Here is a 23,547-nt window from a genome sequence, read left to right as displayed (position 1 = left end):
CGGCGTCCGGTCAGCACGCGGCGTCAGCGGCAAGGTCAGTGTCTGCGTCGGTGTCCAGCACCTGCAACAGTCGGGGTGGTGCGGCTTCGGACGTCGATAGACGGGCTGCGGCATGAATCCATGTCTGAAGATCGGTGACGGTATAGACGACACGACCGCCGAGTTTGCGATAGATCGGACCGGTTCCGTCACAACGGTGCTTTTCCAGCGTCCGGGGAGAGAGGCCGAGAAGGTGAGCAGCTTCCACGGTGCGCACGAAGCGCGGCCAATTCTCTTCGATCTTCTGCTGCATGTGGACCTCCATCGCAGTTGCCACCAGAACGGCGGTTCTGTTGCGAGGATGGCGAAAAATATGCGGCCCGGCGGAGTGACAAAATAATCGCCTGCGTAAATGTCCCCCCATGCCGGTCACACCAAAGCCGACGAACGGCAGAGGTCAGCGACTGCGGTCAGCCATCGCGCGGATTGTCGGGAAATTTCTGGAACGGGCAAAGCAGGCGCGGATAGCCGCCGTCGATCAATTCTTGCGCAGCGCCCAAAAGTCGAGCGATACGCCTGCGTTCAGGCGTGTTTTTCCAATCGATGGAACGTAGCTTGCCAAGGTCGGAGTTGAACAGGACGCTGGCGATTTCCTGACGCGATGCGCCTGCCTGCACGCCGTCCCATACGCGCAGCATCAGGCTCAACCTGTGAATCTGGTAGCGGGAAAAGCGTAGCCAGGAAGGCTGTGGGCCGGACGGCTTTCCGGCCAACCAGCAGACGAACCGCTTCACGCACTGCTCGCGCTCATTATAATAGTTGTCAGGTGGAACCCACATGACGGCATTGATTATCTGGCGTCCGCATGGAAGCCAGACATAATGATCGCCGTATTTGTCCCTGACGACGGCATGAAATCCGTCCGCCGTCACGTGCCCTACAAAGGCCGAAGCAAACGGGTCGAGCAATGGGCAGCCCTTATAGCCTGCCCGTGCGGGTTCAATGACGACGATTGCGGGAAATATCTCTGGTCGCCACAGCAGTTGTGATACCGGGGCTGAATAAAACGGATCAGCCGGGAAACGTGACGCCCCAACGTTGAGACAATTGTTTCTTGGCTTCATCCTGTTCCGCGGAGCCGGAAGCAGCGCCTTCGACAATTTGCCTGTAATCGCTCTGATATCGTTTGTTGCGGCGAAGAAATTCGAAAGTTGCGCCACCGCGCTCAAGATGGCCAGTTCTTCTTCAAACCGTGGCGAAGTCCAGTCCTGCAATGCTTCCATGCCACTCCCCTTGGGAAACTCAACCTTGGGATGAAGCGAGTATTGGGGAAGTTTCCGAAGCCGGAATACAGAAAATTGGAATAGGGCCTTGTACTGCGCTGAAGGAACGGAACCAGCTATTGCATGCGCGGTTGGAGAAGATGGAGATAGCCGATTTCTGTCATCCAGCGGGCGCGTGCAAGGTGTGTTTCGTGGATGCGTCTGGCGCGTTCCGGATCGGCTTCGACGTCAATGCCGAAGATGATCCTTATGGCATCGCGCCAGTCCGCGCCCTCCTCATCGGCGTCCAGAAGACGCAGATAGGTGGCCAGATGGGTTTCGTCGTAGGCGTTCACCCTGTCGGTCAAGGGCGGGCCGTCATCCCTCAAAGGCTTGTTCATGGGACCTCTTCGCCGAAAGCTACGCTAGAAACGGACCAGTATTTTATCCGTTCGCAGGGTGACAGGTTCATGACGGCAATATCCGCAATTGCGGAATAACCTTATCGCTGAAACGTCTCAGCAAAAAGTATCGGTCTGCCTTGGCGCGTCTCTCAGGGATATTCGCGGAAGAATTCGATCGGATCAACGCCGAGGGCTGCGCCGAGCTTTTCGAGCGTGTCGACGGAAACTGCGTATTCTTCCCGCTCAAGCATACCGACATAGTTACGGTTGATCTTGGCACGATGGGCGAGTTCTTCCTGTGACATGGATCGCTCATGTCTCAACCGACGCAGGTTCTTGGCGACTCTTTCCCGTAAGCTCATGGGAAAGCTGTCACCGACTACCTAATATACTTCCACCCAATATACTAGTTATTCCGGGAAAGGAAAAGTGGCTCGTCGAAAAACCTGTGCGTGATTTAGCGAGCCGGTCGCAGACCGGCGAGCGGCGTCTGTGCCATCCAGGCGCGGACGCCGCCGATCCGGTTTGACGGTGACTGAAACCGGGCTTTGCGGAAAGGATCGGCGCAATCTGCGGCAAGACCGCGCCGCCATTTCTGACGGCGCGGGCATGGGCGGTCAGGATGCCCGTTCAAGCAAGGCCTTCGCCTTTCCCTCCAGTTCAAGGCGAGTATCCTGATTGGTCTTGGTGCGGGCATGGGCGGTCATACCCTGCACAAAGTCAAAGATACTCTCCGGGGGCCGGCCTTCCTCCTGCAAGACGGTCTCAATGATCTTGCCGGTTTCGGCCTTGCCAAACCCGCGACGGCGAAGGAAGCTTTCGCGGTCTTCGTCGTTATGGGCGACGATCCTTTCCCTTGCAGCCTTGATCCCGGCAATGAAGGGCGCGGGGCTGGAATTGGCGAAGCTGCGAAGCGCGGGCGCAGCTTCATGGGCGAAACGCTGTGCCGCGAACTTGCTGTGGCGGATGGTGATTTCCTCGAAATTTTCGACGCCCCACAAATTCCGATTCATGCAAACCGCACGCAGGTAGAATGAGGCGATGCCGAGCGTCTTGCTGCCGACTTCGCTATTCCAGCAATAGAAGCCGCGGAAATAAAGGTCCGGCTCGCCATTCGGCAGGCGTCCGGCTTCAATGGGGTGCGTATCGTCCACCAGAAACAGGAAGACGTCACGATCCGAAGCGTAAAGCGTGGTCGTGTCCTTGGTCACGTCGACGAAAGGATTGTGTGTCATGGTCGCCCAATCCAGAACGCCCGGCACCTTCCACATGGTATCGCCGACGCCGTTGCCCGCGATCTTCATCACGGCGGCGACAAGCTCATGATCCCAGATTCGGCCATAATCCGGGCCGGTCACGGCGCGCAATTCATTGCGGCCGTCCTCCGTTTCCAGCGTCTTGACCAGTTCGGCGCGATGCGAAAGCAAGCCGTGCTGTAGGTTGATGCCCGCCAGCGGCGCGGGAAGCTGGCGCATGTAACTGGCCGGTGTGCCGACAAGGCTGCAAAGCTGGCCGAAACTCCAATGCGTCGGGGCAATCGGTTCTTCCTGTCCGGGGACGATAAGCGAAAGCCTCTCCGCATTGTCGCGGCTGGCGTCTACGCGCACGGCGCGGCTTTCGACGGTGCGGGCCGTGGCGCGATCCGCCCGCATCTTCACGGCGTTGTAAAGCGCGGTCAGCGAAAGAAAACGCTCGTCGTCCGGCCGCGAAAACCATTCCGACGAAACGCGGTCGATGTTCACGCCGCGCGAAATGTCCACGCGAAAACCCTTGTTGATTGGCTGGCTGTTGTGGCTGCTGGTGATGACATTCATGGTCCTTACTCCTCTTTTTCCCTTAATTGCCGAAGGCATATCCCTCGACATGCCTTCCGGGGGCGCGAGAGCGCGCGGGGATGGAAGGGGACAAGTGCCGGCGAGCATGGTCGGGTTGCGCGCAAGCGGGACGGATTGGAAAACGAAGACCATGAAAACAGTGAACCGTCCTGAGAAGCGGGCGACACTGCCATGCGCAGGCGGAACTTGAGGGGAGAAAGGGGTTAAGGCCCCTTGGTTTCCCCTCATGATCGGCAAGGCTTCAGCCGCAGCCGATCAGGACAAAGCGCGCGTAGCACTCCGTATTGATGATGGCGGCGGCGGGCATGAGCATGGCGAAGCCCCGCTTTCGCGGGGCCGGGCCGGTGGCCTGTTCAGTTGGTGGCGCGGCGGCGCGACCAGATCAGGGCCAGTTCCTCGTTGTCCGCCTCGACCAGGCTCGCATAGATCGGAGAGGGGAACGAGGGATCGTCCAGTTTCACCGAGAGGTAGGAATTGCCCTGCACGGACTGCTTCTTCCATGCTGCTCCGAACTCGGTGGCTCCGGCGAACACGCGGAAGTCCGGCCCGTTTTCGGTTTCGCCTTCGGCGGGCAAGAACTTCACCGACTTGACGTTGAGATTGAGGGGCATGCCTGCGAGGGAGCCAGCGAAGCCGTTGTCGGTGCGGGAGAAAGTGCCGATAGTAGCCATGACATGATTTCCTTCTGCTGATCGGGCCGCGCCCATCGCGGTCTCGATGATGGTCGATGGACCGGGGACGATCGGCCTGCACCCCTTGGGGCCGGAATGAAATGGAGGGCGGCCGGCGGCAGCTTTTTTGTTTCGCGATGCAAAGCCAAGCCGGGGTCCCCATGCGGCTCGCCGCATGGGGTGGTTGGGCGGCGGAAAAAAGTTGTCGCCGGACGTTGCAGGATTGAGATCGAGGCGGCGCTTGCGTCGCCGGTCTTCGGTCAGACCAGATCAATCGAGATCGCGGTGGGCGTGGTCCGGTCGGCGGAAAAAGGAAATCATGTCATGGCTGCTATCGGTCAGCGCTTTCTTCCGCACCGACAACGGTTTCGCTGGCTCCCTCGCAGGCATGCCCCTCAATCTCAACGTCAAGTCGGTGAAGTTCCCTCTCGGCTGTCATGAGGCGAAACCGAAAACGGGCCGGACTTCCGCCCATGCTGTTTGCTGGAGCCACCGAGTTCGGAGCGGCATGGAAGGAGCTGCCTGTCCAGCGCGGGGCAATCCCTGCCTCTCGGTGAAGCTGGATGATTCCTTGTTTTGCGCTTCGTTCGCCTCCATGCGAGCATGGCCGGGGCGGATAGCGAGGATATGGTCCTGATCTGGTCGTGTTGCTGTGTCATCGACTGAACAGGCCATTGGTCCGGCCTTGCGGAAGAGGGGCCTCTCCGGGCGAATGCCCGCCGCCGCCATCCCTTGCGTTAGGGATGGAAGCCCGAAGGGTGAAGACTGCTTTAGCGGGCTTCAGCGAAGCCGACAGCCCGGCCCGCAGGGCAACGCCCATATCTCTCTGCCAGAGAGACGCCCAAGCTGCCCGTTCATTTCGATTTCTCAAACCAGACACGTCTCCAATCCTGCTCCCCGTTCGATTTTAGAGCGTTTCCCTATCATAGTGGATCGTATCCGCAAGATGCGAAGTAGTTTTGCGCTTCCTGCGGATCAATGAGTTCGACGATTTTTCCAATCCTGTCCCAAAGGTCGCTGACGGTTCGCTCTGCGGCTTTTCGCAGGAGGGCTTTCAACTTGGAGAACGCCTTTTCTATGGGATTGAAGTCTGGGCTGTATGGCGGCAGGAACATCAGCCTCGCACCCACGGCTTCGATTATCTCACGTGCTGCCGGTCGTTTGTGACTGGAAAGATTGTCGAGAATGACGATATCGCCTGGCTTCAATGTCGGAACGAGAACCTGACCGACATAAGCCTCGAACCATTCACCATTGATCGGTCCGTCAATGACAAGGGGTGCGACCATTCCTGTGTTTCGCAATCCGGCAACAAGTGTCGTTGTCTTGCGATGACCGTGTGGGAAGCCCATTCGCAGCCGCTCGCCCTTGAGACAGCGTCCGTGCGTGCGGGCCATATTGGTTGCGGTCCATGTCTCGTCGATAAAAACCAGCCGTGCAGGATCGAGATCGAGCTGTTTGTCAAACCAGGACTGACGCATTTCCAAAAGATCCGGACGGCTTTGCTCTACCGCATGGCCAGTCTTTTTTTGCGTGTTTGGTCGTGCCGGACAAGGAAACGGTGTAACGCCGACTTGCTGATGACGACACCTTGCGCAGACAGAGCATCACGCAACTCGAACAAGGTGCCGTCGCGATGCTCGCCGAGCCAAGCCATAATCAGATCAGCGTAAGCTTCCGTCTTGCGGGAATTGCGGTCACCTCCGAGGGGACCGGGACGAACATTCCCTTTTTGAATTTGCAAGGTGCGCCAACGGCTGACGCTCGCCACACCAACGCCAAACCGCTCTGCAGCCTCTCGATGCGATGCACCAGCCGACACGGCAGCAACAACACGGGTACGAAGATCAACAGAAAGGGCCTTTGACATATCTGCCGACCTCCATCGGCAGATAGTTTGAATCAGAAACGAGCTGATTTGCAAAGCCATCCGATTCATTCAGATAGGGAAACGCTCTATATCGGAATACAGGCTCCACCAATTCCAAATTGCCATTGATGTTAGCTGCTCACACCAAAGAAAATCATACGGCGGCTTTTGCCACAGCGAAACTATCCTCGAACAAACGGAAGCGAGTGATTTCGCCATTCTCCACGATGAAATCAAAGCAAAATTCTGACTCGATCAGCTTACCCGTCCGCAGAACGCGAGACGCAAGCTCACCGATTGCTACAACTCGATTGCCTTGCGATAGGATTTCCCACACCGCAAAAGCCTCGGATGCAATCTGCTCCCTGATCTGCGCGTAGAACTCCGCTGCGCCTTTCCGTCCAATTTTGCGCCCAATCCAAGGCACGACGCTCGTGTCGCCCGCTACAAACCAATCGACCTGCTCGCTGACCAACTCCGCGATTCTTTCGACGGGTTCGCCCGAACCGGCACGGCGGAAAAACTCTTCGATAACGGCGCGGGGAGAAGTGGTCATGGTCCTATCCTTTTCTGTAGTGAGATTTCAATAAATGACTATTGCTCTCACCGCAGCCGGTCAATAGAATATTGTAGTGAAAATGAAAGAATGGATAAATCATGGCTCAACGCGGTCGCCCACGCGGTTTCGACCGGGATGCTGCCCTTCATGCGATGATGGAAGTGTTCTGGGCGCGCGGCTATGAGGGCGCGCAATTGGTCGATCTCACAGCGGCGGCAGGGATCGCACCACCCAGCTTTTACGCAGCCTTCGGCTCCAAGGAAGCGGCTTTTTGTGAGGCAGTGGACCACTACATTGCAACGGTCGGCGCAAGACCAATGCAGGAGTTGGACGATGCCGCGACCCTGCACGAAGGGGTGGAGCGTATGCTTCACGCCAGTATTGATGTTGCCCTATCCACATGCCCCGGTGGCTGTCTGCTAGTTCTTGGCGTCGTGAACTGTCTGCCGGAGAACGAACCTGCACGGACACATCTCAAAGCCGCGCGCACCAAGACGCGCGAACTCATACACACCCGCCTCGAACATGCGCATGTTGCTGGAGAACTGCCCCTTGATTGCGACATTCCGCAACGCGCTGCCTTCATCCACGGCGTTATGCAGATGATTTCATTTCAGGCAAGGGATGGTGCAACGCGGGATGAACTGAAAGCCTTGATTGCGCCAGCGCTTAACGTCCTGAGATGACCAGTTGGGATGCTGTAGTTTACAGTTCCAACCCGTCAGAACACGGGGAGATGCGGTTGGCATGTCGCCGCCCGTTTCCAGCTATTCCTTATCCAGAAACATGGTAGTACCGGCGAGCCGAGCCAGCGCCGACAGGCCAACGAACCCGCCACCGATGAGAGAAAAGATTTTCCGCCAGACTTCGGACGGAATCGCCTCGCGGGCGATGCCATGCACCAGGGCGAAACCTGCAATGGCAGCAGGAAACGCGAATAACAGTGCAATGGCGAGACGCAGTCCCGGTGAGCGCAGCGTGGCATAAAGATAGACAAGAAAGCCGTAAGCGCCTACGCCCGCGAACAGACCAACGATGCCAGCGCCGATATAACCGGCTCCGGTGGCGAAGGCGAAGCGGGTTGCTATGACGGCGAACAGGAACGGCACGGCATAGGTTGCCAGCATATAGGCGAGCGAACACATGGCGCAAATCAGCACGACGGATAATGTAATCAGCACGATCAATTCCAGTCTCCCATGCGGTTCATTCGATTGGCCGTACCGGCGCATCAGTGTCTGACGCGCCGGAACGTGTTTCAGGCGACAATCCTTCCCGCGTGGTTTGCGATTTCGGCGTATCGGCTGAGGCGATATTCGGCCCTGAAATACAGGTCGCGCTCGACCGGCAGGCCAAGCCCGCCGCGCACGTCTTCGATGTGTCAGACAGCATGACATAGCCAAGTTCGGGACTGCCAAAGCCAAGGTCACACAAGCCGAATAGCCGCAAATCGCCGTCCGTTTCCTCGTATGCCTCGCTTATCAGCCATGTCGCGGAACCGTCCGGGGTGAACAGCTTCACGACAGGGCGCGGGTCGAAATCCTCCCGTTTCTCGCTGGCGAGACCATTGGCGATCAGCGCGGTGCGCAGATCGTCAGGGAGCAGGGTTTCAGTTCGGGGAAATCGCCGTGTCATGACGCCATTTCCTCCGGTACTGCCCATCGCGCTGCATTCTCGTTAAGCCGGTAACGGTCACGGAAGACGGCGATAGCCGCGTCCTGCCGTTCCAGCTTGCGGGTGAGCGCGTCGATTTCGCCGCGCCGCTGGAAACGGAGTTGCGCGGCATTCTCCCGATAGTCACGTTCGTCGGCGCGGGTCCATGTGGATTTCATGCGGCCATACTGGCGGGTCTTGAGGCGGGCAGTGATGGTCATGCGCTCGGCGCGCTTCTCGATCTGCCGCCTGATGATTTCGATATGGCGGTGGGTTTCCTCCCGCGTTCTGACCATGCGGGCCAGCATTGCCCGCTGCTCGGCATAGATATTCATTGTCGTGGTTCCTGCGATCCGTCGAGGTTCCCGGCCGCGCCGATTGCGGCGCGGCCGGAACTACCCTCGGAGCAATGGGGGAAGAGGCCGGAACCGCGTGTACGGCTCCGGCCATGCGGTTCACTCGGCGGCTTCATAGAAGGCCGCGCCGTCTTCGACGTCTTCCATATCCGGGGCAGTTTCCTCCGGTTCCGGCACATCAGGGTCCGGCACGTCATCCAAGGTGGGCGCTTCCTCCGGCTCGGCGTACCCTGCCGCGTCGGTTTCCGTGACTTCCTCCGCATCGGGTCCGGCAGGCTCCGATGCTTCCGGTTCCGGCATGGCAGGTTCCGCCGCATCCGCCGCAATGTCTTCCGGGTCTTCCGACTCTATGGTTTCGGGTGCGTCCGCAACGGTTTCGGCTTCCGCCTCCGCCTCTGCCTGCTGCGGTTCGTCCTGCCATGAGGGCCGCTCGGTGCGCAGAAGCGGCGGGAGCCATCCACTTCCGGCCAGAAGCTGCTCGGCGTTTTCCGCCATTTCCTGCTTCTTCTTGTCCTTGATGCGCTCGGCGGCTCCGTAGCCTACCCCGTCCACGACAGCCTCAAGGATATGGGCCTTGGTGACGCGGCCAAGATAGGAACTGACGGTCGGCGTCCAATACTGGCTCATGTCCAGCGCAAGCGCGGTTGTCAGCTTGTCGGCGGTTTCATAAGCGCGGCGCTTATGCTCCCAAGGCAGTTTCAGGGCATTGACGGTCAACGATGCGCAATGCGCAAACAGTGCCATGACGCTTGCATGGTCCAGACCGGCGATGAAGTCCCAAAGGTCCGCCACGTTCTGCGGCATGTCGCAAGCCCACCCCGCATGGCGATCCGCCAGCATCTTCGCCGCCGCCGTATCCTCGATGCCCGCCGCGTGGTCGCCAAGGTGAGCTTTGGTCGGGCGGATTTCGAGAGTATGAGCGTTCGCTCCAAGATAGAACGTCTGCGCGGCAAGCGCATGGGTGACGGCGATCAAGGCTATCTCCGGCTGCTCTCCAAGCGCAAGGCGAAGGCCAAGCGTCCGGTGGGCTGTCAGGTCGCGGGTGAGAATATCGGAAACCGGCTGGCCCGCGTCTCCTTCCGGTTCCTCGTCGCCGTCGCTATCGGGGTCCGGGCTGGAACCATCCTCGAGAACTTCGCCGTCCGCATTGACGCGAACGCCGTCGATGACGGTTTCGCCGCTCGCGTTCTCGTCTTCCTCCGGTTCCGGCTCCGGTGCTTCATCCTCGGGCCGGATGAAACCGCGTTCGATGCGGGCGGTTCCGTCATGGTTCAGCGTGACGAACATGCCGCCGCGCTTCACTTCATCGTGGTCATAGCCGTGACGCCGTGCATCAATGCTGGCGATGGAATCCGCCAGCGCTTGAAACCGCTCGGCCACATCAGGGGGAAGCTCGTCCGCGCCGTCATGCTCCGATGCAAGCTCGTCGTATTCCTCCTGCAAGGTGGCATAGGCGGCTTCGTCTTCTTCCGACAATTCGAGCGCATGCGGATAGAAACGGCTCATGCCGTGCGCATGGGGGAAATCAATAGAGGCTTCCGCCCATTTCCAGCCTTCCGCCTGAATGTCGGTGGCGATGCCTTCCAGCTTGGCAAGAACAAGCTGGTCCAGAAGCGCGGGATCGTCATAATAGCCGCCGCGATCTTCGCTAAACAGGTCGCGAATGATCGTGCCACCCGCTTCCGTATAGGCTTCGAGTCCGACAAAGACGGCCTTGCGGTCGTTTGCCTGCACATGGGTCCGGATCAGGTCGCGGCGGATAATCGACGGGTCTTTGTTATAATGCAGGTTCTCGAATACCTGCTCCTGCCGTGCATGGTCATCGGTGATAGCGAAGGCCATAAGCTGATCTAGCGTCAAATCGCCTTCGCGGTAAACCTGCATCAACTTGGGGCTGACAGCGCCAAGGCGAAGCCGCCGCTTCACAACATGGGCGGAAATGCCGAAACGGGCGGCAATTTCCTCCGCTCCCCATCCACGATTGTCCGCAAGCTCGCGGAAGGCTTCGAACTCGTCGGCGGGGTGCATGTTCGCCCGCGTCACGTTCTCGTCAAGGCTGATTTCCTGCGGGTCGTTAGCGGTGTCCAGAACGCAACGGATAGGTTCCGTCTTTCTGATTTCCTTGCTCTTGACGCGCAAAAGCTGCGCCAGCCTGCGGCCTTCTCCTATGGTCACGAAATAGAAGCCGGTTGCTTCGCCAGCCTCATTGACTTCCGGTTCCACCACAAGGTTCTGGAAAAGCCCTTTGGCGGCAATACTGGCCGCAAGGGCTTCAATATGCTCTTGGCTGTGCGGGGTCTTCCGCGCATTGCGCGGCGACTTCTTGAGTTTGTTGAGGGGAATGAAGATTTCCGTGCCGGTCGCGGCTTCCGCGATGGTTTCCGGTTCCGGGGCGTTCGCGGGTTCCGCCGCCACGGTTTCGGCTTGTTCGGTCATAGCGGGTTCCGGTTCCGGCGCGGGCAATGCCGCCACCACCTCCGCCGCCACATCCCTGACGCTGCGGATTTCCGCATCCTTCGCTGCATTTTCCGCCGTCGCAACAGTGACGGCCTTCGTCTTCTTCGCAGTCCTTGCCATTGTTCCAATCCTTATCTCTCGTAAATGCCGGAGGCATGTCCCCGACATGCCTCCCGGGGGGGCGCGAGCCCTGGGGATGGGAGGGGACAAATGCCGGCGAGCATGGCCGGGCTGCGCGGCGAGCGGGACGGAATCGGAATATGATGGCGGTGAGAGATGTGGGCCGTCCTGAGAAGCGGGCGGCCCTGCCATGTGCAGGCGGCGTTTGAGGGGAGAAAGGGGCAACGCTCCTTGGCTTCCCCTAAAGGATCGGCAAGGCTTCAGCCGCAGCCGATCACGACAAAGCGCGCGAAGCGCTCCGCGTTTCAGATCGTGGCGGGCAGAAGTAAGGCGAGGCCACCCTCATTGGGTGGCCGTGGGCTTTCGTAGTTGGACGTGCTGCAACGCGACCAGATTAGCACCAGATTTCTCGTATCCGTCTTGGCCAAGCTCACGAACGAGGGCGCGTTACCGCCGTAAAGTATGATTTCCCCGATACTCACGGGATCAACCCGCGCACCATCGTCAGGCATGAGGACGGATCTTCTTAAGAAAGCCCCTCCTGAGTGAGCGCCTGTTTCACCGCTGGGCGTTCCAGAACCTTTGACATTAGACGCGCCCATTCCGGCCAGTCGGCGTCCATGGCCAGGCCGATCCGATAGCCCCATAGCCAGAATACAAGAAGATACGCGTCGACTATCGTGTATTGTCCAGGCACGGCCCAGTCGCGTCTATCGGACAAGATGAGATCGATATGATCATAGGCAGAGCGGATATTCTGCAGCCCCTTATCCCTGACCGCCTCATGAAGCGCCGGATCTCGCACGAACCGGTGCGGCCGCCAGAATTGTCCATAGCCGATCCCATGGAGATCAACAGAAATCCAGCTTAGCCATTCCACACACCGCGCCTCGCCATCCGGATCGGCAGGTAGCAGTTTCGCCTCGGGATGGCTGCGAGCGAGAAAGAGAAGGATAGCGATTGCTTCCGTCAGAAGGTTGGGTGCGCCGCCTGAACCACCCGCAACACCGGTGAGGGCCGGAACGCGTCCCTTGGGATTGAGGGCCAGATAGTCCGCCGTGGTTGTCCCCTCCCCATTCCTCGCCGAACGGACTTCGGCCTCATAGGGTTCGCCTATTTCCTGCAGGATGATGTGAACGGCAAGCGAGCAGGCTCCTGGTGAATAATAGAGACGATGCATGAAGGACCTCCGATCATAAATCAATAATAAAGGCCGGCCAGGGATTACGGCCGTCGCGCAACCAAATGAGCGTATCGAGCCAGAAGCCGGCGGCATGGCTATCGTGAAACAGGCCGAAATGACCGATCGCATCGCGGCCGTAATCCGATGGCCGAAGCAAAACCGCTGTTCGCTCGGCATGGGTGTAATAATCAAGTGTGCGGCGGATGGCAGCGGGCGTCCCCAACTCGTCATCGGAGATCGTAACGGCAAGTATGGACGCCGTCATGGCCGCCATGCGCTCCAGCGCCCTCTCGCGTTCAGCCACCGGGTGATTGCGTTCGAAGCTGGACCTTCGAAAGCTCCATTCATGTGCAACACCCGCCGGAAGATCTTCTAACCAACCCATTCGTCGACCGGGAAAATAGCCGCACGCTAATGTCAGCACTGGCATTACCACATGCCATTTGAAGAACAGCCGCAGACGTTGACCCGCCGCATAGTCACCCCACCAGGCATATTGGGCTCCCACCGTCAGCATGCGGCTGATATGGTGACCACTCGGGGCGAGACCGGGCAGGAAACCGCCGATGCTATGACCGACCACAAACAATCTGTCCGCCCCGATCTCGCGCCTTACAAACTGTATCGCGGCCTCGAAATCCAGTTCACCCCAATCCCGCCAACGATACGCGCATCCTCTCATCTGCTCTGGACGCGAGAGACCTATGCCGCGGTAATCATAAGTCAGCACGGTGAAGCCATAACCTGCGAGGAAGCGGGCATAACGATGGTAGTAGCGCGCCTGCACCCCGGTGGCGGAATTGATGATGACAATTCCCACCGTTTCGCGCTCGCAATCGCGCCACAGATGACCGCCGAGCAGTATGCCATCCCCAGCGGAAATCTCGACCGGGCGCACGGAGATCTTCTTGTGAGTTTGAGTATCACGCATACCGGAAAGCTATTCCCAAAAGGCAATTGTGTATATTCACTGGTTAGTATACATTTTGCTCATGAGCAGAAACGATATTCCGACGCGGGAGCGAATTATCGATGCAGCGGGGAAGCTGTTCCACGCCGATGGTATCCGCGCTGTCAGTGTCGACGCCGTTGCAGCAAAGGCGGGACTGACCAAGAGGACGCTCTACTATCATTTCCGGAGCAAGGACGATCTGATTGCGGCCTATCTGGAAACACGCGATCAGCCAAACCTTACGCTTTTCCAGCGGTGGTTTGCAGAAACACCGGGTGACATCGCAGACAAGATGCAAGGTATTTTCTACAAACTTGCCATGTCTGCGAGCCATCCGAGATGGAAGGGCTGCGGCTTCCTTCGCACATCTGTAGAACTCATTCATCTGCCCGGGCATCCGGCAATTCTCGCCGGACGTGCACACAAGAAGCGTGTAGAGGACTGGCTGTGCTTCGAACTGGAACAGGTGCGATCACCTGAAGCCGCACGTCGCCTCGCACGCCAAATCATTCTGCTGCTTGACGGGGCGTTCGCCGTCGTGCTTCTCCACCGGGACGCAAGCTATATGACGAGCGCAGGCGAGGCGGTAGCACGGTTGATCAGAGACTGAAAACGGCAGGAAGGCAACGGATGATCGGCGGACCAGGTCTCCAATCCTGCGTCTCAAAGCCAATATTTGTTGGCATAGATTATGGTCATTGCGATGCCCACTACAATAACGAACAGTCTGACGTAACGCGCCGGTAGAATACGGATCAGATAACCGCCGCCGTATCCGCCGAGAATCGCGCCCAAGAGCATGATGATTGTTTCCGGCCAGCGTACAGCGCCCTGAAAAATGAAAATAGCGGTTGCTACAAGCGCGACGCAGGTCGCAAGCAGATTCTTCAGGGCTTTCATCGCGCGAATGTCGTTCGGCTCCGTAATTGACAGGACTGCCGACAATATGACGCCCAGGCCCGCGCCGAAGAACCCGCCGTAGATGCATGCCATCCCGAGGACTGTGGAGTTCAATCCTGTAGAAAGCAAATCTCCATAAGAACTGGAAGCCCACTTCTGAATACGTGGTGCCAAAGCAAACAGCAGGGTTGCGAATGCAATCAGCCCCGGTACGGGAAGGATAAAAAGACGCTCAGGGATGACCAATAGCAGCACAGCCCCGATCGCGCCTCCAAAGACAGCAACGGCGATGAATAATGTCGTCCGTCTGTTGAGGACGGGCAACTTTTCACGATCCGCAAGAGCGGCGATAAGGTGCCCCGGGGAAATGGCAACCGCGTTCGAGGCATTGGCGGCAATTGGTGACAGACCCGCCGCCAACATCGCCGGAAATGTGATGAGTGTGGCGCCACCGGCTAGGGCGTTGATAAGGCCGCCCGCGATGCCGGCCGCAAACAACAAAATTACAATATTGAAATCCATGCTTCACCCCTCAGAAGGTGAAGGATAGTACGGGCGCCCAGGCTTGTCTGGAACGTTTGTGACCGCACTCAGGTGCGCCGGTAGAGCCCGGGCGTGGTGCCGAAGGTTCCGCGAAACAAACGTGTCATGTGGCTTTGATCTGAAAATCCCGCCTCAGTTGCCACTGCTGCGATCGACTGGCCTTCCCGGAGTAACTGTCGTGCATGGTTTAGTCGTGAAAGCAGCCGGAAAGCATGAGGGGCAAGGCCTAGCTCGCGCGTCACTTGGCGACTGAAACCTGCTCGACTGCGATCGAAGCCCGCGGCGATCTCTCCGATCCGCTTGTCGCTGCTGGTCAAGGCAGTCCTAAGGGCGATGCTGATGGCGTTCCACGGCGGTCGGACAGACGCCTCGGACAGAACGTTGCTCAAGAAGCATAAAATATTATCGGAAAAGGCACCGTGTGCGCTGACTGGATCGCGCGATATATCGAAGACCTTGAACGACGCGGCAACGCGGTCGGTCGAGACATAGAGATTGGTGCAACTCGTCTCCGTATCCGTCGTTGCCAGCGGCGTATGCACCATTCCCGCCGGGATCAGTATTCCCTGCCCCGCTGTGACACAGACGGTCGTGTCATCGATCCGAAATTCGCGGAAGCCGGACGTCACCAGTGTGAGTTGCGCCTCGTCATGGAAATGAGGTTTCAGACCATGGGAGCCGGCGCCATACCAACATCCGGTCTCAATAACACCGGGAATATTTACCGGCTGGTAATGCCAGAGCCTGCCGGCTTCCGAATGGAATGGTTTCGGAAACGAGAGTAATCCTACTGAAGTATCGTGATTCATCAAGGGACCATAAGCTAATATTTGATTTGCGCAAGAATAGCAGCGAAAGACCATGACGCCGAAAAATTGTTGCGTATGCTTCTCTTGGGACGTTGAGGAAACGCCATCCAAAGTTCGGCCTCCAACTCCTCCGATCATTGCGACTTTTCGTGCAGGCGGAAAAATGGTATCAACCTTACAGAGTGATCTGCCGGAAAGGATATCTGAATCGATGCTATCGATATTGGTAATCTCGATAGTGGCCTTACTCTTGGCGGTGTCCGCGCTTTTCTTTCTGAATAAACCATCACAGGGTCCGAACCGTTTTGGGCCTGGAGCTTCGCCTGTGGACTTTCCCTCTGCCGTGCGGCGATTTTTTTCGAATTGTTTCGATTTCAAAGGCAGAGCCAGCCAAACAGAATTCTGGTACGCGATGCTTTTCTATGTCGCAACCGGTCTGTTATTAGGTTTCCTGCAGGTTCCCGACATGCTGATTACGATATTCCTTCTCGGCACCTTGATACCATTTTTGTCCGTGGCGGCACGTCGGCTGCACGATACGAACAGGAGCGGCTGGCTTCAGCTTGTCTTGTGGGTGATGCCCCCCATTGGCACCATCGTGGCTGTGTTCTGGCTCAAGGAACCGCCGCGAGAGTGAACAAAAGGCTGACAACGAAGAATCTTGCTACGCTTATGGTCTGTTGACGGATACCGGCATCAATTAGGGTAATTTGTCTTTTCTAGCCGCCGTCACCGCATCCTCGTTATTGCTTTGTGCCCCTTCTTCGACGAACAAAAACAGGCTTACGGCTATCGAAATTGCGATGGAACCATCGGGGTCGAGGCAACGCTGATGGCCGCGGAGCACTTCAATACCTGCGGAATAGCCGCTGTCCTGACGAAAAAATGCACACGTATCATAAGCCGCAGGGGTGGGATGCTATTGCAGCCGACGATCTTCGATAATGGTCCCGATCCATTCAGCGAATGGCCTCGCACGCTACATCAAAGATCGCAAATACGGCTATTTTGACGAATGCGGAAAAATAGTCATTCCAGCCCAGTACGACTTCGCCCTGCGTTTCGAAAAGGGGAATAGCCGTGGTGGATTAGGTTGTACCTTCCAGCCAGTGCCCCGGTCCAATGAATGCCGCAGCTATGAATGTCAGCGTTGGGTTGAATTGCGGAATCCTCTTCGCCAAGAAAACCGCTAGCACAACCAACTCAACTGTATCTGGAGTATGCCTTCATTTTGTTGACGTCGCACTGCAGCGGGCGGCACGGGCGGTAGCGACAGCTTCATCATGTTCATGGCGATAGGCCGGCTCTGTGCCGGAAAATTGAAGCATCGCTGTCAACTCCCGCACCCGATCTTCAATTTTCGAGCAGCGCAGGCTGTACGCCCAAGGGGAATCGTCATTGGCGATGATGATGAAATCTTCTGGGTAGTCAGGCAAATAACGCGCGGTAAAACGCATACCGCGTGACGGATAAACAACCTCGTTCTTGGGTGGATAGACATTGAAGCTGTCGGACTGGAAACTCGTCTCGATGGTCCGCTCCATGGCGGTCCGGAGAAGGACCCGGTAGCCCTGAACCGGTTCTTCATTATACATGGCGGCGGTTTCAAAGCGGCCTGTAATGACGCCTTCTCCATCTACGCCATACTGGTAGACGAGATTGGTTGCAATGGTGCTGCCCAGAAAGGCGAACCCAAAAATGAGCGGAAATCCGATACCGAAAGTGCAGCCAAGTCCCCATGCGATGAGCCGCGCTTCCCTGGTCGGATCGCGGTTTAACGAAATCAACGCAACCGGAAGCAAAACCGATCCGAAACTCAGAACCAGAAGGACGACAATTTTCCACTGATTGAGCTGATACACCAGATGCGCGATGAACTGCATAAAATACTCCCGGCCAGCGCTGCGGAATGCTACTGTCCTGATGATACGCGGCGGTCAGGTTATGCGGTTGTGGTCTCTGCCGCAATTTCCACAATACCTGCGCGGCCAGGGCTGATTTGTCGCGATCAAGCCGGAACCTCCACGGAAGAGGGACAGGCCGCATTCGGGACAAGTTATGAAGAAAAGCGCAAAAATGCCGTGAGCAAGCCAAATGATGAGAAAACCGATCGCCCATTTTGCGTGCGAAGGAAACAACGAAATAACGACTATGGCAAACAGACACGCCCAGATCGTAAAAAGCCAGGCTTTGATATAAAGGGACATTTGAACTTCCATCATTGCAGTTCTGATTATTTTGCAGTTTTCTCGCCCTCGCGACAACCGGGCATCAGTGGACACGAATAATCGGAGTATCCCCGTGAGATATTTGATTTTAACAGTTACATGCCTCTTTGGGGCAGCTCAACCGGTTAGCGCTGCGGAACAGCCTCATGTTGTGATTCAAAACCATCTTTCCAAATGCTTATCTGCAAGTCGTGCTGACATATCCAGCAGTTCCGGCCTGTTGACAGCAGAAGCTGACATCACGCTGCGCGAACCGATTGGCGCGTGCGGCTGCTTTTCGTCTCTGGCCAGTTACCAAAGCACCGTTTATATCAACGGAGCCTCGCAGTTACTCCAGGAAGGGCTGATCGACCTGAAGTCTGGAGGCCGAAAGATATTTGTGCTCTCTACAGAACCAGGCTTGATAAAAGGCGAAGAGCCTCGCTTACGGATAAGCTGTGCTCCCCCGCTATAGACCGGAGTATCCTGCATCGCTTGGCACGATTTCCTGTGTCTGCCGGATGTCGGTTCCAAAGGCAATGAATAGAAGGGCCACCTAAATATCGCACTACTGCAAAACAAAATCCTGTCAGGTGGTCAGGAAATATGAAGATAGATAGACGCTACATTCTGCCGGGAATACTTCTTTTGCTGGCTCTCGGGTCAGGACTTTTTTCTGTCTCTCGCGCAGGGAAACAGGAAACGACACTTGTTTCAGCGACTGGGGAGCTTTCCTGCTCGAATGCGCAATACCAGGAATATGTGAAAAACATGGCGATGGCCGGGGAAATGACAATTGGCAGAATCCCCCCTTCGGGCACGCTCTCGCAGCAACAAAAGTTGCTCGATGCCTTTGAAGCGCTTCCTCTTCCGGAAGACAGAACACTCATCGCCGTCGGCCATTATCCGACCGGAACGATTTATGCCAAGGAGTGCAAGGAGGAACGGTGTACGCTCCCCGAAATGGCCGAACCGGAACATGCTTGCCTGACAGAGCACTGGGATAATTGTCCGTATGTAGCGATGCAGTTCAGGGCGAGAAAATATTGTTTTCTGGAACCGGCAAACCCGTGAGGGCGCGATGTGATGGTTACCGCTCACCCGAGCCAAACACGACTACGGGATATTCGAATTCATCTACTGATTCCTGAAATCGGCTTCTTGCTCACAAGATAAACCGTTGCGCCACAACGCTATGAACCAGAAGGCCGCTGCGACGATCCCGCCATGAGCAGCAAGAAGAGCGAAGCCGAATAGAAATGAAACAGCGCTGCTGTGCATCCCTCCTCCGACCGTGATGATCACCAGACCCGTCAGGCCGCCGAGGGCTGCACCCCCGAGAAGTGTCGCTTTCAGGCTGAGCCACCCCAGTTTTCTCGCGGCGATATAGACGGGTATCCCCAGAATGAGTGCAACGGGATAGCTGAAAATTACAACAGGAAATCCCGCTGCCCCCAGGATGAGGAGCTGCAGCAAACCGGATGCAAGCGGGGCAAGAAGAAAGCCGATAACGATACGCAGCCGATTGCTGTCACCGGTCATCACAGTGTACCCGCCCCGGCCGCGACGATGGACGTCCTCACTTTATTTCCTCTGACGATCATGGTTTCTTATCCTCGCGATATCGCTGAACGGTTGTTAGCGCCCAAACGTCGAAACACTATACTTGATTTGGATATCACTATTCGAAATGCCAACGCCTCGCAAAAACAATGCCGGGTTGCCCATTTCTCGCAGCGGCGCCCCTTTCGGTCTGCTTAAGCTGCTGAGTGCGGAGCTCAACGAGGATGATCTTCACAACATCGCAAGACTTGATTACGGGCGCGACGCCGGAAAGCATTTAACGGGGCTCAGGCAAATAGTGGACCAATCCGTTGTGCCGTCACCCTTGCCCTGGCACCCGATGGAAGTTCTGCGTCTCGGACGGTGGCATCGCCCAAAGCCGGAAGCATCAGGCGAGACAATCATCCAGGTATGCTGGCAACAGGCGTTCTGCTGCACCGTTTTACTTGTTGTGGCTGGTGATTCCGAGAACGACGAGGGCAGCAACGAAAGTACAGTCATTCATCTGATCGAGAGTCTGGAGAAAAGCGGCCTCCCAGCAGATGAGGAAGCCGCAGATCTTCTGATTTGGCTACTCCGAGCGCGAGAGGACTTCGATGGTGCCGAACTTGCGTTTCTCGGCCTCGGACTTCTTTATTTCGCGCTCGCAGTTCCGGCTTGGCAGAATTCCGAATTAATCGCGCTTATGGACTGGATCATGTTGCAGGAAGGTTCCACTCCCTCAGACTGCAGAGTCGGCGCAGACTGGTTGATCTCCGGCATTGAACCCCAGAAAATCCAGATGCAGTGGAGAGATTTTGGAGCGTCGTTAGCCAATAGATTGTCAGAACGCCACAGCAGTGCAGTAGCCGAAAATGTTCGGCTGATATCCCATATGCTGGTGCAGAATTCCTAAGACCAATGACAAGAATCTCGGGCCGATTTATCCCGCGAAAGTTATACAGCGGCAGAATGGGGGATTCGCTCGACTAAAATTTCTGATACCATCCCCCCGGATACCTAACTTTCACACCGGACTCGTAGCCGGCAAGCTACGACCTAGTACGTTAAGCATAGACGCTTTATGAAGGAGGTCGCTAGAATGCCCGCGATTTCGCATTCACATCTGCCGGTTTCCAGCCCAGTCTTTGTCCGGAGCGGAATAGTCCGCCCAGGAACAAGGATCGTGTCGTGGCAAAACGGAAAGGGACAACGGCGAAAAGCGTGCGGGTGGTCCTCGTGCCGTCCGACACCATGCCGACCTACGATCCGTCGAAGCCTGATCCGCGCCTTTGCGATTTCGTCCGAATGCTCGCCCGGCAGGCTGCCCGCAAATTCGTTGAAGCCGAACAGGAGCGCGCCGCCCGCGAACGCCTCCGCAAATAGGGGGACCGTCTCATGAGAGCTGCGCTTTATGCCCGTTACTCTTCCGACAATCAGCGCGACGCATCCATTGAGGATCAGCTTCGGCTTTGCCGCGCCCGCGCCGAGAAGGAAGGCTGGACCGTCGTTGACAGCTATACCGACCGGGCGATCTCTGGTTCGTCGCTGCTGCGGCCTGGTGTGCAGGAACTGATTGCCGATGGTCTCAAGCGTCGCTTCGACGTGATCCTGACGGAATCGCTCGACCGGCTTTCCCGCGATCAGGAAGACATTGCCGGTCTCTACAAGCGGATGCGCTTCGCCGGCGTCAGCATCGTCACGCTTTCCGAAGGTGAAGTGAGTGAACTCCATATCGGCCTGAAGGGCACGATGGGAGCGCTCTACATCAAAGACCTTGCCGATAAGACACGGCGGGGCCTGCGCGGTCGGATCGAGGACGGCAAGTCTGGCGGTGGGCTATGCTACGGCTATGACGTCGTGCGCCAGTTCGATCAGGCGGGACAAGCAAGCCGAGGCGAGCGCACCATCAACGAGGCCGAGGCAAACGTCGTGCGCCGCATCTTCTCGGACTATCTGGAAGGGAAGTCGTCGCGGGCAATCGCGATGGCGCTGAACAGCGAGGGCGTACCAGGACCACAAGGCAGCGAATGGGGACCGTCCACCATTCATGGCAATCCGAAGCGCGGGACCGGCATCCTTAACAACGAGCTTTATATCGGCAAGCTGGTCTGGAACCGGCTGCGCTACATTAAAGATCCCGATACGGGAAAGCGCGTCTCACGGCCGAATCCGGAAAGCGAATGGATCATTCAGGACGTTCCTGAACTGCGCACTGTCGATCAGTACATCTGGGACGCCACGAGAGAACGGCAGCAGAAACTCGCGCACAACCCTTGGTCCGAGACCTCCGATAATTTCCTGTGCGACAGACGCCGACCAAAGCATCTGTTCACCGGTCTGATCAAATGCGGCTGCTGCGGTGGCGGCTATTCGATGATTTCCAAACACCTCCTTGGCTGCACCAACGCCCGCAACAAGGGCACATGCAACAACTGGATCAATATCCGCCGCGACACGCTGGAAGCCTCCGTGCTCAACGGCCTCGACAGGCATCTGATGGAACCGGAACTGTTCAAGGATTTCTGCGAGGAGTTTACGCGGGAAGTGAACAAGGCCCGGATGGCGGCGCGCGTCTCAATCGAGGCGGCTGAGGCCGAGATCAAGAAGATCGATCGCGAACTCGACACGCTTCTCGATCTCATCCTCAAGGGCGGAGCGGCCGACCGCATCAACGCCAAGATGGTGGCGCTGGAACAGCGCAAGAAAGATATCGCGGCCATGCTGGAGACGACGGAACAGCCCCCTGCCCTTCTCCATCCCAACATGGCAAAAATCTATCATGAGCAGATCGCAGCGCTGCACGATCAGCTTCACAATGAAGCGACGCGGGCAAAGGCTGCCGAACGGCTGCGCTCACTTGTCAGCCGTATCGAGCTTGTTCCGGACGGCGAGGAACTGGTGATTGTGCTGCGTGGCGACCTTGCCGCGATCCTGACGTTTGCGTCTGGCAAGAAGAACCCGGCCTTCCTCGAGGAGAAGGCGCTTCTGGACGAACTTCTGGGCCGCGCAAAAGATGGCCAAAACGCAAAAAAGCCCTTCGGAAAGAAGGGCTTAGCGCAAGTGCAGGGATCGTTGGTTGCGGGGGCAGGATTTGAACCTGCGGCCTTCAGGTTATGAGCCTGACGAGCTACCGGGCTGCTCCACCCCGCGCCAGGGTTTTTATTATGAACCGGTTTGTTATTTTTGGCGAACTACGCGTTTTGTGACTGTTTTGTAATTATGAGAAGATGGATTGATTTGTGTGCTTAGCAGACCTGGCAGCGACCTACTCTCCCGTGTCTTAAGACAAAGTACCATTGGCGCTGGAGCGTTTCACGGCCGAGTTCGGAATGGGATCGGGTGCAGCCGCTCCGCCATAACCACCAGGTCGGCGAAGAACACAAATATGAGAAGCTGTTGTCTTTCGTGCTGTTATTTTCGCTCACGCCACATTCACTTTGTGAATGGCTGCGCGGGCGCGCCGAACATTCGGCGGCATACAGTCGTATGCTTATTGTCATCTTCGAAGTTTACTTCGCAAGGACAAAAGAGACATCGAACTTCGTTCGATGGATATTGTAAATGGGAGTGATCAAGTCGATCGAGCTATTAGTACCGGTAAGCTACATGCGTTGCCGCACTTCCACACCCGGCCTATCAACGTGGTAGTCTTCCACGGCTCTGATAGGGAATACTCGTTTTTAGGTGGGTTTCCCGCTTAGATGCCTTCAGCGGTTATCCCGTCCGTATATAGCTACCCTGCTATGCCGTTGGCACGACAACAGGTCCACCAGAGATACGTCCATCCCGGTCCTCTCGTACTAGGGACAGATCCTATCAATATTCCTACACCCACGGCAGATAGGGACCGAACTGTCTCACGACGTTCTGAACCCAACTCACGTACCGCTTTAAATGGCGAACAGCCATACCCTTGGGACCTGCTCCAGCCCCAGGATGCGATGAGTCGACATCGAGGTGCCAAACAACCCCGTCGATATGGACTCTTGGGGGTCATCAGCCTGTTATCCCCGGCGTACCTTTTATCCGTTGAGCGATGGCCCTTCCACGCGGGACCACCGGATCACTATGACCGACTTTCGTCTCTGCTCGACTTGTCAGTCTTGCAGTCAGGCAGGCTTATGCCATTGCACTCGACGAACGATTTCCGACCGTTCTGAGCCTACCATCGCGCGCCTCCGTTACTCTTTAGGAGGCGACCGCCCCAGTCAAACTACCCACCATACACGGTCCTGGACCCGG

General features: G+C 57.1%; 28 protein-coding genes, 1 tRNA gene, 2 rRNA genes and 3 pseudogenes (1 of these 34 cut by a window edge). 7 read left to right on the top strand and 27 right to left on the bottom strand.

The features are described 5' to 3' along the window. Positions 1 to 10: 10 nt before the first annotated feature. The 11 genes and pseudogenes from H5024_RS20725 to H5024_RS20680 all read right to left on the bottom strand — a co-directional run bounded on the left by H5024_RS20725 (position 11) and on the right by H5024_RS20680 (position 6,577). Positions 11 to 292, bottom strand: a complete 282-nt coding sequence (locus tag H5024_RS20725; RefSeq protein ID WP_187549143.1) for a helix-turn-helix domain-containing protein — start codon at positions 290 to 292, stop codon at positions 11 to 13. A 157-nt stretch (positions 293 to 449) separates the two neighbouring features. Next, positions 450 to 818: a DUF2285 domain-containing protein gene (locus H5024_RS20720; protein WP_187549142.1), complete on the bottom strand. Its 369-nt coding sequence runs from the start codon at positions 816 to 818 to the stop codon at positions 450 to 452. Positions 819 to 1,050: 232 nt separating this feature from the next. Continuing rightward, a pseudogene (locus H5024_RS21460) lies at positions 1,051 to 1,155 on the bottom strand (hypothetical protein); the annotation flags it as partial. A gap of 223 nt (positions 1,156 to 1,378) precedes the next feature. After that, positions 1,379 to 1,642 (bottom strand): DUF2285 domain-containing protein, encoded by a 264-nt coding sequence (locus H5024_RS20715; RefSeq protein WP_187549052.1) that lies wholly within the window; start codon positions 1,640 to 1,642, stop codon positions 1,379 to 1,381. Positions 1,643 to 1,794: 152 nt separating this feature from the next. Next, on the bottom strand, positions 1,795 to 2,007 hold the full coding sequence (locus H5024_RS20710; protein WP_187549051.1) for a helix-turn-helix transcriptional regulator: 213 nt from the start codon (positions 2,005 to 2,007) through the stop codon (positions 1,795 to 1,797). Between the two features lie 95 nt (positions 2,008 to 2,102). Further along, the gene (locus H5024_RS20705) at positions 2,103 to 2,279 is read right to left on the bottom strand and encodes a hypothetical protein (protein WP_187549050.1); all 177 of its coding nucleotides are present in this window, start codon (positions 2,277 to 2,279) and stop codon (positions 2,103 to 2,105) included. Beyond that, entirely contained in the window at positions 2,263 to 3,459 is a 1,197-nt protein-coding gene (locus H5024_RS20700) for a DUF932 domain-containing protein (RefSeq protein WP_187549049.1), read from the bottom strand. Before H5024_RS20700 ends, H5024_RS20705 begins: the two co-directional genes overlap by 17 nt. Before the next feature lie 374 nt (positions 3,460 to 3,833). Further along, positions 3,834 to 4,151, bottom strand: a complete 318-nt coding sequence (locus H5024_RS20695) for a DUF736 domain-containing protein (RefSeq protein WP_187549048.1) — start codon at positions 4,149 to 4,151, stop codon at positions 3,834 to 3,836. 435 nt (positions 4,152 to 4,586) lie between these two features. Then, entirely contained in the window at positions 4,587 to 4,826 is a 240-nt protein-coding gene (locus H5024_RS20690) for a hypothetical protein (protein WP_187549047.1), read from the bottom strand. 248 nt (positions 4,827 to 5,074) lie between these two features. Further along, positions 5,075 to 6,021 (bottom strand): IS630 family transposase gene (locus H5024_RS20685; RefSeq protein ID WP_187548114.1). Its coding sequence is split into 2 segments (ribosomal slippage): positions 5,075 to 5,682 and positions 5,682 to 6,021, totalling 948 coding nucleotides; the frame shifts between segments, so codons are not numbered across the junction. A gap of 154 nt (positions 6,022 to 6,175) precedes the next feature. Further along, positions 6,176 to 6,577, bottom strand: a complete 402-nt coding sequence (locus H5024_RS20680) for a nuclear transport factor 2 family protein (protein WP_187549046.1) — start codon at positions 6,575 to 6,577, stop codon at positions 6,176 to 6,178. A 101-nt stretch (positions 6,578 to 6,678) separates the two neighbouring features. Here H5024_RS20680 and H5024_RS20675 point away from each other — a divergent pair, with 101 nt between their 5' ends. After that, positions 6,679 to 7,266, top strand: coding sequence for a TetR/AcrR family transcriptional regulator (locus tag H5024_RS20675; RefSeq protein WP_187549045.1), 588 nt, complete (start codon positions 6,679 to 6,681; stop codon positions 7,264 to 7,266). Between the two features lie 81 nt (positions 7,267 to 7,347). Here H5024_RS20675 and H5024_RS20670 read toward each other — a convergent pair whose 3' ends face one another. The 7 genes and pseudogenes from H5024_RS20670 to H5024_RS20640 all read right to left on the bottom strand — a co-directional run bounded on the left by H5024_RS20670 (position 7,348) and on the right by H5024_RS20640 (position 13,280). Next, positions 7,348 to 7,761: a hypothetical protein gene (locus tag H5024_RS20670; protein WP_348770726.1), complete on the bottom strand. Its 414-nt coding sequence runs from the start codon at positions 7,759 to 7,761 to the stop codon at positions 7,348 to 7,350. 77 nt (positions 7,762 to 7,838) lie between these two features. Continuing rightward, positions 7,839 to 8,215: pseudogene (locus H5024_RS20665) on the bottom strand (DUF2958 domain-containing protein). Continuing rightward, complete coding sequence (locus tag H5024_RS20660) at positions 8,212 to 8,568, bottom strand: hypothetical protein (RefSeq protein ID WP_187549043.1); 357 nt, start codon at positions 8,566 to 8,568, stop codon at positions 8,212 to 8,214. The pseudogene H5024_RS20665 and the gene H5024_RS20660 overlap by 4 nt, the downstream one beginning before the upstream one ends. 120 nt (positions 8,569 to 8,688) lie before the next feature. Continuing rightward, positions 8,689 to 11,166: a ParB/Srx family N-terminal domain-containing protein gene (locus tag H5024_RS20655; protein ID WP_187549042.1), complete on the bottom strand. Its 2,478-nt coding sequence runs from the start codon at positions 11,164 to 11,166 to the stop codon at positions 8,689 to 8,691. A gap of 305 nt (positions 11,167 to 11,471) precedes the next feature. Beyond that, a complete protein-coding gene (locus H5024_RS20650) occupies positions 11,472 to 11,678 on the bottom strand; it encodes a hypothetical protein (RefSeq protein WP_187549041.1) in 207 nt (68 codons plus the stop codon). A 14-nt stretch (positions 11,679 to 11,692) separates the two neighbouring features. Next, positions 11,693 to 12,346, bottom strand: coding sequence for a glutathione binding-like protein (locus H5024_RS20645; protein ID WP_187549040.1), 654 nt, complete (start codon positions 12,344 to 12,346; stop codon positions 11,693 to 11,695). Positions 12,347 to 12,359: 13 nt separating this feature from the next. Then, positions 12,360 to 13,280, bottom strand: coding sequence for an alpha/beta fold hydrolase (locus tag H5024_RS20640; RefSeq protein WP_187549039.1), 921 nt, complete (start codon positions 13,278 to 13,280; stop codon positions 12,360 to 12,362). A gap of 61 nt (positions 13,281 to 13,341) precedes the next feature. Between H5024_RS20640 and H5024_RS20635 the strand changes: the two genes are divergently transcribed. Next, on the top strand, positions 13,342 to 13,911 hold the full coding sequence (locus H5024_RS20635) for a TetR/AcrR family transcriptional regulator (RefSeq protein WP_187549038.1): 570 nt from the start codon (positions 13,342 to 13,344) through the stop codon (positions 13,909 to 13,911). Between the two features lie 53 nt (positions 13,912 to 13,964). On the opposite strand, the gene H5024_RS20630 is transcribed toward H5024_RS20635, so the two are convergent. Together H5024_RS20630 and H5024_RS20625 are read right to left on the bottom strand one after the other, a co-directional pair. Further along, on the bottom strand, positions 13,965 to 14,723 hold the full coding sequence (locus H5024_RS20630; RefSeq protein WP_187549037.1) for a sulfite exporter TauE/SafE family protein: 759 nt from the start codon (positions 14,721 to 14,723) through the stop codon (positions 13,965 to 13,967). Positions 14,724 to 14,791: 68 nt separating this feature from the next. After that, on the bottom strand, positions 14,792 to 15,553 hold the full coding sequence (locus H5024_RS20625; RefSeq protein WP_210309779.1) for a helix-turn-helix transcriptional regulator: 762 nt from the start codon (positions 15,551 to 15,553) through the stop codon (positions 14,792 to 14,794). Between the two features lie 52 nt (positions 15,554 to 15,605). Between H5024_RS20625 and H5024_RS20620 the strand changes: the two genes are divergently transcribed. Continuing rightward, positions 15,606 to 16,190 (top strand): DUF805 domain-containing protein, encoded by a 585-nt coding sequence (locus H5024_RS20620; protein WP_187549036.1) that lies wholly within the window; start codon positions 15,606 to 15,608, stop codon positions 16,188 to 16,190. 589 nt (positions 16,191 to 16,779) lie between these two features. Here the strand turns inward: H5024_RS20620 and H5024_RS20610 are convergent. Next, entirely contained in the window at positions 16,780 to 17,436 is a 657-nt protein-coding gene (locus tag H5024_RS20610) for a hypothetical protein (RefSeq protein WP_187549034.1), read from the bottom strand. Between H5024_RS20610 and H5024_RS20605 the strand changes: the two genes are divergently transcribed. Further along, positions 17,419 to 17,841, top strand: a complete 423-nt coding sequence (locus H5024_RS20605) for a hypothetical protein (protein ID WP_187549033.1) — start codon at positions 17,419 to 17,421, stop codon at positions 17,839 to 17,841. The two genes, H5024_RS20610 and H5024_RS20605, sit on opposite strands and share 18 nt — an antisense overlap. 525 nt (positions 17,842 to 18,366) lie before the next feature. Continuing rightward, on the top strand, positions 18,367 to 18,834 hold the full coding sequence (locus H5024_RS20595) for a hypothetical protein (protein WP_187549031.1): 468 nt from the start codon (positions 18,367 to 18,369) through the stop codon (positions 18,832 to 18,834). A 63-nt stretch (positions 18,835 to 18,897) separates the two neighbouring features. Here the strand turns inward: H5024_RS20595 and H5024_RS20590 are convergent, their stop codons facing one another. Further along, entirely contained in the window at positions 18,898 to 19,302 is a 405-nt protein-coding gene (locus H5024_RS20590) for a hypothetical protein (protein WP_187549030.1), read from the bottom strand. Positions 19,303 to 19,450: 148 nt separating this feature from the next. Between H5024_RS20590 and H5024_RS20585 the strand changes: the two genes are divergently transcribed. Then, the gene (locus tag H5024_RS20585) at positions 19,451 to 20,218 is read left to right on the top strand and encodes a hypothetical protein (protein ID WP_187549029.1); all 768 of its coding nucleotides are present in this window, start codon (positions 19,451 to 19,453) and stop codon (positions 20,216 to 20,218) included. A gap of 482 nt (positions 20,219 to 20,700) precedes the next feature. Continuing rightward, a pseudogene (locus H5024_RS21455) lies at positions 20,701 to 21,726 on the top strand (recombinase family protein); the annotation flags it as partial. A 153-nt stretch (positions 21,727 to 21,879) separates the two neighbouring features. On the opposite strand, the gene H5024_RS21450 reads toward H5024_RS21455, so the two are convergent. From H5024_RS21450 to H5024_RS20565, 5 genes are all read right to left on the bottom strand, one after another. Further along, positions 21,880 to 22,119, bottom strand: coding sequence for a hypothetical protein (locus H5024_RS21450; protein WP_247875413.1), 240 nt, complete (start codon positions 22,117 to 22,119; stop codon positions 21,880 to 21,882). 39 nt (positions 22,120 to 22,158) lie between these two features. Then, on the bottom strand, positions 22,159 to 22,326 hold the full coding sequence (locus H5024_RS21445; RefSeq protein ID WP_247875412.1) for a hypothetical protein: 168 nt from the start codon (positions 22,324 to 22,326) through the stop codon (positions 22,159 to 22,161). A gap of 52 nt (positions 22,327 to 22,378) precedes the next feature. Beyond that, positions 22,379 to 22,455: transfer RNA gene (locus H5024_RS20575), tRNA-Met, on the bottom strand. A gap of 102 nt (positions 22,456 to 22,557) precedes the next feature. Further along, positions 22,558 to 22,672 (bottom strand): 5S ribosomal RNA (gene rrf / locus H5024_RS20570). A 200-nt stretch (positions 22,673 to 22,872) separates the two neighbouring features. After that, positions 22,873 to 23,547: ribosomal RNA gene (locus tag H5024_RS20565) — 23S ribosomal RNA — on the bottom strand (it continues 2,247 nt past the right edge of the window).

The organism is Ochrobactrum sp. Marseille-Q0166 (assembly GCF_014397025.1).
Classification (GTDB): Bacteria; Pseudomonadota; Alphaproteobacteria; order Rhizobiales; family Rhizobiaceae; genus Brucella.
This window is presented reverse-complemented; position numbering and strand designations above follow the sequence as displayed.

Coding starts and splice junctions, on each gene's coding strand:
- H5024_RS20645 (WP_187549040.1), bottom strand. CDS start 12,346: ATGCATCGTCTCTATTATTCACCAGGAGCCTGCTCGCTTGCCGTTCAC.
- H5024_RS20690 (WP_187549047.1), bottom strand. CDS start 4,826: ATGGCCTGTTCAGTCGATGACACAGCAACACGACCAGATCAGGACCAT.
- H5024_RS20675 (WP_187549045.1), top strand. CDS start 6,679: ATGGCTCAACGCGGTCGCCCACGCGGTTTCGACCGGGATGCTGCCCTT.
- H5024_RS20725 (WP_187549143.1), bottom strand. CDS start 292: ATGCAGCAGAAGATCGAAGAGAATTGGCCGCGCTTCGTGCGCACCGTG.
- H5024_RS20605 (WP_187549033.1), top strand. CDS start 17,419: ATGCGCGATGAACTGCATAAAATACTCCCGGCCAGCGCTGCGGAATGC.
- H5024_RS20695 (WP_187549048.1), bottom strand. CDS start 4,151: ATGGCTACTATCGGCACTTTCTCCCGCACCGACAACGGCTTCGCTGGC.
- H5024_RS20660 (WP_187549043.1), bottom strand. CDS start 8,568: ATGAATATCTATGCCGAGCAGCGGGCAATGCTGGCCCGCATGGTCAGA.
- H5024_RS20700 (WP_187549049.1), bottom strand. CDS start 3,459: ATGAATGTCATCACCAGCAGCCACAACAGCCAGCCAATCAACAAGGGT.
- H5024_RS20640 (WP_187549039.1), bottom strand. CDS start 13,280: ATGCGTGATACTCAAACTCACAAGAAGATCTCCGTGCGCCCGGTCGAG.
- H5024_RS20635 (WP_187549038.1), top strand. CDS start 13,342: ATGAGCAGAAACGATATTCCGACGCGGGAGCGAATTATCGATGCAGCG.
- H5024_RS20585 (WP_187549029.1), top strand. CDS start 19,451: ATGCCAACGCCTCGCAAAAACAATGCCGGGTTGCCCATTTCTCGCAGC.
- H5024_RS20720 (WP_187549142.1), bottom strand. CDS start 818: ATGTGGGTTCCACCTGACAACTATTATAATGAGCGCGAGCAGTGCGTG.
- H5024_RS20715 (WP_187549052.1), bottom strand. CDS start 1,642: ATGAACAAGCCTTTGAGGGATGACGGCCCGCCCTTGACCGACAGGGTG.
- H5024_RS20710 (WP_187549051.1), bottom strand. CDS start 2,007: ATGAGCTTACGGGAAAGAGTCGCCAAGAACCTGCGTCGGTTGAGACAT.
- H5024_RS20595 (WP_187549031.1), top strand. CDS start 18,367: ATGAAGATAGATAGACGCTACATTCTGCCGGGAATACTTCTTTTGCTG.
- H5024_RS20610 (WP_187549034.1), bottom strand. CDS start 17,436: ATGCAGTTCATCGCGCATCTGGTGTATCAGCTCAATCAGTGGAAAATT.
- H5024_RS20620 (WP_187549036.1), top strand. CDS start 15,606: ATGACGCCGAAAAATTGTTGCGTATGCTTCTCTTGGGACGTTGAGGAA.
- H5024_RS20590 (WP_187549030.1), bottom strand. CDS start 19,302: ATGACCGGTGACAGCAATCGGCTGCGTATCGTTATCGGCTTTCTTCTT.
- H5024_RS20655 (WP_187549042.1), bottom strand. CDS start 11,166: ATGGCAAGGACTGCGAAGAAGACGAAGGCCGTCACTGTTGCGACGGCG.
- H5024_RS20630 (WP_187549037.1), bottom strand. CDS start 14,723: ATGGATTTCAATATTGTAATTTTGTTGTTTGCGGCCGGCATCGCGGGC.
- H5024_RS20650 (WP_187549041.1), bottom strand. CDS start 11,678: ATGCCTGACGATGGTGCGCGGGTTGATCCCGTGAGTATCGGGGAAATC.
- H5024_RS20680 (WP_187549046.1), bottom strand. CDS start 6,577: ATGACCACTTCTCCCCGCGCCGTTATCGAAGAGTTTTTCCGCCGTGCC.
- H5024_RS20625 (WP_210309779.1), bottom strand. CDS start 15,553: ATGAATCACGATACTTCAGTAGGATTACTCTCGTTTCCGAAACCATTC.